This window comes from Corallococcus sp. CA047B, assembly GCF_003612065.1.
Lineage (GTDB): Bacteria > Myxococcota > Myxococcia > Myxococcales > Myxococcaceae > Corallococcus > Corallococcus praedator.
This window is the reverse complement of record NZ_RAWD01000475.1, coordinates 1-5,326: the sequence shown is the minus strand read 5'-3', so window position 1 is coordinate 5,326 and position 5,326 is coordinate 1. Positions and strand designations below refer to the sequence as shown.

Genomic DNA, 5,326 nt, shown 5'->3' with positions numbered 1-5,326 from the left:
ACGCCCTACCCCCTGGTCCCGTCCATGCTGCCCGGCTGCTTCAGGGAAGCCCTGGAAGCCTTGGCAAGCGAATTGAATAGGGAGTCCCCCGGGCAGCATGGACGGGACCAGGGGGTAGGGCGTGGCGGCGACGGCGAATGGGATGCAGGTGGGGTCGTGGACGCAGGGTGCTTCTTTCTACATGTCGCCCGCGTCGGTGGCGTTGTTGATGCTGAACCTGTTGGACGGGCTGTTCACCCTGCTCTTCCTGCAACTGGGAGTGGCGGAGGAGCTCAACCCGGTGATGCGCGTGGCGTACGAGCACTCACCGCTGCTGTTCATGTTCTCCAAGCTGCTCATCGTGAACGCGGGCCTGTGCCTGCTGTGCCTGCACCGCAAGCTCAAGGCGAGCCGCCTGGCCATCCGCGCGGGCGCCGTGGTGTACGCCATCATCGTCGTCTACCACCTGGCGTTCCTCGCCCACCTGGTGAGTCACTGGCCCTTCGGGGCTTGAGTCGCCCCACCCAGTGAACGATCACCCGGTGCGTCGGGTCGGGGGTGCTTGCTTTTCACCTCCAGTCTGTCCCAGGCTTCCCCATAGCTCGGGCCTTTCAGGTTCGGGGGGGACCATGAACATCACCGACGTCCGGGTGTTTCCGGTCGAAGAGGACAAGCTCAAGGCGTACGTCACCATCACCTTGGATCACTGCTTCGTCGTGCGCGACTTGAAGGTGATCCACGGCTCCACCGGGCTCTTCATCGCGATGCCCGCGAAAAAACGGAAGGACGGGACCTACAAGGACATCGCGCATCCATTGAACGCGGACACACGCAGCCAGATGGAGCGGGTCATCCTCATCGAGTACGAGAAACACCTTCACCAGGCGCAGACGGGAACGCTTGCTCCCGTGGCTGCGGAACTCGACTAACCTTCTTCCCTTCGACGCGCGCACGGGTTAGTCAGCGCCCCCATGCAGCAGCGTGACTTCAAGGTGTTCGCCGGGAACTCGAACCCGGCGTTGGCGCATCGCATCTGCGAATATCTCCAGCGCCCGTTGGGCAAGGCGATCGTGGACACCTTCTCCGACGGGGAGATCCACGTGGAGATCGGCGAGAACGTGCGGGGACAGGACGTCTTCATCGTCCAGTCCACCTGCCCGCCGACGAATCACCACCTGATGGAATTGCTCATCATGTGCGACGCGCTCAAGCGGGCGAGCGCTGGCTCCATCACCGCCGTGATGCCCTACTACGGCTACGCGCGGCAGGACCGGAAGGTGGCCGCCCGCACGCCCATCACCGCCAAGCTGGTGGCGGACATGTTGGAGGTGGCGGGCGTCAACCGGGTGGTGTCCATGGACATGCACGCGGGGCAGATCCAGGGCTTCTTCAACATGCCCTCGGATCACCTGTACGGCTCGCCGGTGTTCCTGGAGGACATGCGCAAGCGCTTCCCGGAGCTGAGCGACGTCGTCATCGTCAGCCCGGACGCGGGCGGCGTGGAGCGCGCTCGCGCCTACTCCAAGCGGTTGGACACGGGCCTGGCCATCATCGACAAGCGCCGGCCGCGCGCGAACGCGTCGGAGGTGATGAACCTCATTGGCGACGTGATGGGCAAGGACGCCATCCTGGTGGACGACATGGTGGACACCGCGGGCACGCTCGCCCAGGCGGCCGCCGCGCTGAAGAACAAGGGCGCGCGCCGGGTGCTGGCCTACGCCGTCCACCCCATCCTGTCCGGCCCCGCCATCCAGCGCATCACCGACTCCGTGCTGGAGGAGGTCGTCTTCACGGACACGGTGCCGCTGTCCGCCAACGCCCGGGCGTGCCCGAAGATCCGCGCGCTCACCACCGACGCGCTCTTCGGTGAGGCCATCGCGCGCATCCACCGCGCGGACTCGCTGAGCTCGCTGTTCGTCTGAAGCCCCGCGCCGCTCTTCCAGGAGCGGCTTGCGATCCGCCGGTGGTGACGGGTGGCTTGACGCCGCCCCCCTCCGGCTGGCATGTCCGGCCCCCTCTACCGGTTCAACGGGCTTCACGGCCCGGGCGCCGTCTTCGGGGCCCGCCATGGGGGCGGGATGCCGAGGGCGCCCTCACTGGACCGGTCGCACCCGCAGTCCCCACTGAAAAGAGATTCCTCCATGGCCACCGACAAGAGCACCCTCGAAGCCTCCACGCGTGAAGGTTCCGGCAAGGGCGCGGCCCGCCGCCTGCGCGCCAAGGGTCAGATCCCCGCGGTCGTCTACGGCAAGCACCTGAAGACGCCGCTGCACATCTCCGTGGACCCCAAGGGCATCCGCACCGCCATCAACACCCCGCACAAGCTCAACACGCTCATCCAGCTCAAGCTGGGCTCGGGCGGCGAGCAGGTGCTGCTGAAGGACTACCAGATGGACCCGCTCACCCGGGACATCCTGCACGCGGACTTCATCGCGGTGCGCGACACGGACCAGGTGAAGGTCAACCTGCCCGTCGTGCTCACGGGCAAGGCCGCGGGCGTGCTGGATGGCGGTCTGCTCACGCAGATCCGCCGCAATCTGGAGGTCTGGGCGCTCCCCGGTGCCATCCCGCTCCAGATTGAAGTGGACGTCACCAACCTCAAGATCAACGAGGCCATCCACGTCAACGACCTGAAGCTGCCCGAGGGCGTGTCGGTGAAGACGAACGTCAACTACACCATCGCGGTCCTCGCGGCGCCGGAAGCGGCGGAAGTGGCGGCCCCGGCGGCCATCACCTCGGCGGCCCCTGCCGCGGCGGCGGGCAAGGCGGCGGACCCCAAGGCGGCCGACGCGAAGGCCCCCGCGGCCGCCAAGGCCCCGGCGAAGAAGTAGTCCTTCTCCACCGTTCCTTGTTTCCTCGCGGGGCGGGCCTGTTGAAGGGCCTGCCCCGCTGTCTTTACGGAGCCTTCCATGAAGCTCATCTGTGGGCTGGGCAACCCCGGGCGCGAGTACGAGCGCCACCGGCACAACATCGGCTTCATGGTGGTGGACGCGCTGCTCTCACGCGCCCGCGCGGAGCTCACCCAGGACAAGTTCCAGGCGCGGGTGGGCCAGGGCAGCCTGGGCGGCGAGCGCATCCTCTTCGTGGAGCCGCAGACCTTCATGAACCTGTCGGGCCGCTCCGTCGCGGAGGCCGCGCGCTTCTACAAGGTGGACGTGCAGGACGTGCTCGTCATCCATGACGAGCTGGACCTGCCCTTCGGGCGGCTGCAGCTCAAGGCGGGCGGCGGCGCGGGCGGCCACAATGGCTTGAAGAGCATGGTGACCTGCCTGGGCGCGGACGCCTTCATCCGCGTGCGGGTGGGCATTGGCAAGCCGGAGGGCCCCAACGCCAAGGAGCGGGTGTCCGGCTACGTGCTCTCCAACTTCGATGACGGGGAGAAGCGCCAGTTGGAGGAGCTGATTTCCCGGGCGGCGGACATGACGGAGAGCTGGGTGCGCGACGGGCTGTCCACGGCGATGAACCGCCACAACCGCAAGGCCTGACGGGCGGCCGGGCCACCAGCGGGGCAAAGCACCCGGCCGGACGGTCCCTTCCCTGGCATTGCTTGACTTTCGTGAGGGGTGACCCTTAGAAGCCCCCTCCTCCCCGTGTTGTTGAGCGGGAAAAGGCGCGGTGGTGACGGGCGCGCATGATTTCCCGTCCCCGGTGGTGGCCTTTCGAGGGCCTGCAACCGTTTCCCCGCTCCCCGGATGGTCCGGGGGGCACTCGACCCCAAGGGGAGAGAAACATGGCAGAGACGCAGGCCGCCAAGCGGCTTCGTGAGTATGAGACCATCTTCCTGGTCAAGCCGGACCTGACCGATGACGCCGTGGACAAGCTCAAGGAGCGCGTCCGGGGCATCGTCGACCGCGAGCAGGGCAAGGTGCTGCGCTTCACGGTGTGGGGGAAGAAGAAGACCCTCTTCCCCGTGGCCAAGCAGCCCCGCGCCATCTACGTCCACACGAGCTTCCTGGGCAGCGGCAAGCTGGTGGCGGAGATCGAGCGCAACCTGCGCAACCTGGACGAGGTCACCCGGTACATCTCCGTGAAGATCGCGGACGAGGTGGATCCGGAGACGCGTCCGGTCCTCGAGGACCTGAAGCTGGCCGGTGACGTGGAGGAGACCCGTCCGGGTGCCCCCGCGGAGCGCGAGGGTGGCGGCTTCCGTGGTGCGGCCGAGGCCCCCGATTTCGTTGGCCCCGACGCGGAAGAGGATGCCCCCGAGGAGGCGTAAGCCTTCTCTTGGGTCCTTCCCCAAACCTTCCAGGAAACGAGAACGTTCATGAGCAACGGCATGGATAGCAAGGGCGCTGGCGGTTCCCGCGGCCCCGGTGGTGGTGGTGGCGGCGGCTACGGCGGCGGTTCGCGCGGTGGCGACCGTGGTGGTGACCGCGGCGGCGACCGCGGCGGCGATCGTGGCGACCGCGGCGGCATGGGTGGCGACGACGACAAGCGTGGTGGTCGTGGCTTCGGCCGCAAGAAGGTCTGCCGGTTCTGCGCGGAGAAGAACGCGTCGGTGGACTTCAAGGACCAGGCGACGCTGAAGTACTTCGTCACGGAGCGCGGCAAGATCATCCCCCGCCGCATCTCCGGCAACTGCGCGAAGCACCAGCGTGAGGTGGCGATCGCCATCAAGCGCGCCCGTGGCATCGCGCTCCTCCCCTACAACGCGGTCGTCGGCTAGCCGCCGGGTCCCCCAGGAGACTGAACATGAAGCTCATTCTGCGTGAGGACATCGACAATCTCGGCAAGTCCGGCGAGCTCGTCACGGTGAAGGACGGCTTCGGCCGGAATTTCCTTCTGCCGCGCAAGAAGGCCGTGCTGGCGAGCGAGCAGAACCTGCGCCAGCTGGAGCACGAGAAGTCCGTGCAGACCGCTCGCAGCGCCAAGCTCAAGGGCGTTGCCGACGAGCAGGCCAAGAAGCTTGGCGCCGTCAAGGTCACCATCAAGCGCAAGGTCGGCGAGCAGGACAAGCTCTTCGGCTCCGTCACGGTGCTGGACATCGCCGAGGCGCTCGCCGCTCAGGGCCAGCAGGTGGATCGTCGCCAGTTGCACCTGGCCGAGCCCATCAAGTCGCTGGGCAGCTACGACGTGGAGCTGCGCCTGCACCGCGAAGTGACGGCGAAGATCAAGGTCGACGTGGTGGCCGAGTAGTCCACCGCTTCACCTGACGTCGTTTCATGCGAAGGGGCCGTCCGGGAGACCGGGCGGCCCTTTTGCTTTGTCCCCGGCCCTCCTCCGGTCCGTTTCGCGCCGTCCCCGGTCCGCTCCACGGCAATCCCGGGGAGGCCCGGCGCCGGGCGTGGGCATCTGTCAGGGCAACCCCGCCCTGCTGGAGGTCCCTTCCGGATGGACACGCCCACCC

8 protein-coding genes are annotated in these 5,326 nt (G+C 67.4%); all 8 read left to right on the top strand.

Translation table 11 applies throughout. The features are described 5' to 3' along the window. Positions 1–142 precede the first annotated feature (142 nt). On the top strand, positions 143–493 hold the full coding sequence (locus D7X74_RS39250) for a DUF5658 family protein (RefSeq protein WP_120538065.1): 351 nt from the start codon (positions 143–145) through the stop codon (positions 491–493). 115 nt (positions 494–608) lie between these two features. Further along, the gene (spoVG, locus tag D7X74_RS39245; protein ID WP_120538064.1) at positions 609–908 is read left to right on the top strand and encodes a septation regulator SpoVG; all 300 of its coding nucleotides are present in this window, start codon (positions 609–611) and stop codon (positions 906–908) included. Positions 909–950: 42 nt separating this feature from the next. Beyond that, the gene (locus D7X74_RS39240; protein WP_120538063.1) at positions 951–1,901 is read left to right on the top strand and encodes a ribose-phosphate pyrophosphokinase; all 951 of its coding nucleotides are present in this window, start codon (positions 951–953) and stop codon (positions 1,899–1,901) included. A 219-nt stretch (positions 1,902–2,120) separates the two neighbouring features. Beyond that, positions 2,121–2,810: a 50S ribosomal protein L25/general stress protein Ctc gene (locus tag D7X74_RS39235; protein WP_120538062.1), complete on the top strand. Its 690-nt coding sequence runs from the start codon at positions 2,121–2,123 to the stop codon at positions 2,808–2,810. Between the two features lie 78 nt (positions 2,811–2,888). Continuing rightward, positions 2,889–3,464, top strand: a complete 576-nt coding sequence (gene pth / locus D7X74_RS39230) for an aminoacyl-tRNA hydrolase (RefSeq protein WP_120538061.1) — start codon at positions 2,889–2,891, stop codon at positions 3,462–3,464. A gap of 245 nt (positions 3,465–3,709) precedes the next feature. Next, positions 3,710–4,195 (top strand): 30S ribosomal protein S6, encoded by a 486-nt coding sequence (gene rpsF, locus D7X74_RS39225; RefSeq protein ID WP_120538060.1) that lies wholly within the window; start codon positions 3,710–3,712, stop codon positions 4,193–4,195. 48 nt (positions 4,196–4,243) lie between these two features. Then, complete coding sequence (gene rpsR / locus D7X74_RS39220) at positions 4,244–4,645, top strand: 30S ribosomal protein S18 (RefSeq protein WP_120538059.1); 402 nt, start codon at positions 4,244–4,246, stop codon at positions 4,643–4,645. Between the two features lie 26 nt (positions 4,646–4,671). Then, the gene (gene rplI, locus D7X74_RS39215) at positions 4,672–5,115 is read left to right on the top strand and encodes a 50S ribosomal protein L9 (protein ID WP_120538058.1); all 444 of its coding nucleotides are present in this window, start codon (positions 4,672–4,674) and stop codon (positions 5,113–5,115) included. Positions 5,116–5,326 lie beyond the last annotated feature (211 nt).

Coding starts and splice junctions, on each gene's coding strand:
- D7X74_RS39235 (WP_120538062.1), top strand. CDS start 2,121: ATGGCCACCGACAAGAGCACCCTCGAAGCCTCCACGCGTGAAGGTTCC.
- D7X74_RS39250 (WP_120538065.1), top strand. CDS start 143: ATGCAGGTGGGGTCGTGGACGCAGGGTGCTTCTTTCTACATGTCGCCC.
- rpsF (WP_120538060.1), top strand. CDS start 3,710: ATGGCAGAGACGCAGGCCGCCAAGCGGCTTCGTGAGTATGAGACCATC.
- pth (WP_120538061.1), top strand. CDS start 2,889: ATGAAGCTCATCTGTGGGCTGGGCAACCCCGGGCGCGAGTACGAGCGC.
- rplI (WP_120538058.1), top strand. CDS start 4,672: ATGAAGCTCATTCTGCGTGAGGACATCGACAATCTCGGCAAGTCCGGC.
- spoVG (WP_120538064.1), top strand. CDS start 609: ATGAACATCACCGACGTCCGGGTGTTTCCGGTCGAAGAGGACAAGCTC.
- rpsR (WP_120538059.1), top strand. CDS start 4,244: ATGAGCAACGGCATGGATAGCAAGGGCGCTGGCGGTTCCCGCGGCCCC.
- D7X74_RS39240 (WP_120538063.1), top strand. CDS start 951: ATGCAGCAGCGTGACTTCAAGGTGTTCGCCGGGAACTCGAACCCGGCG.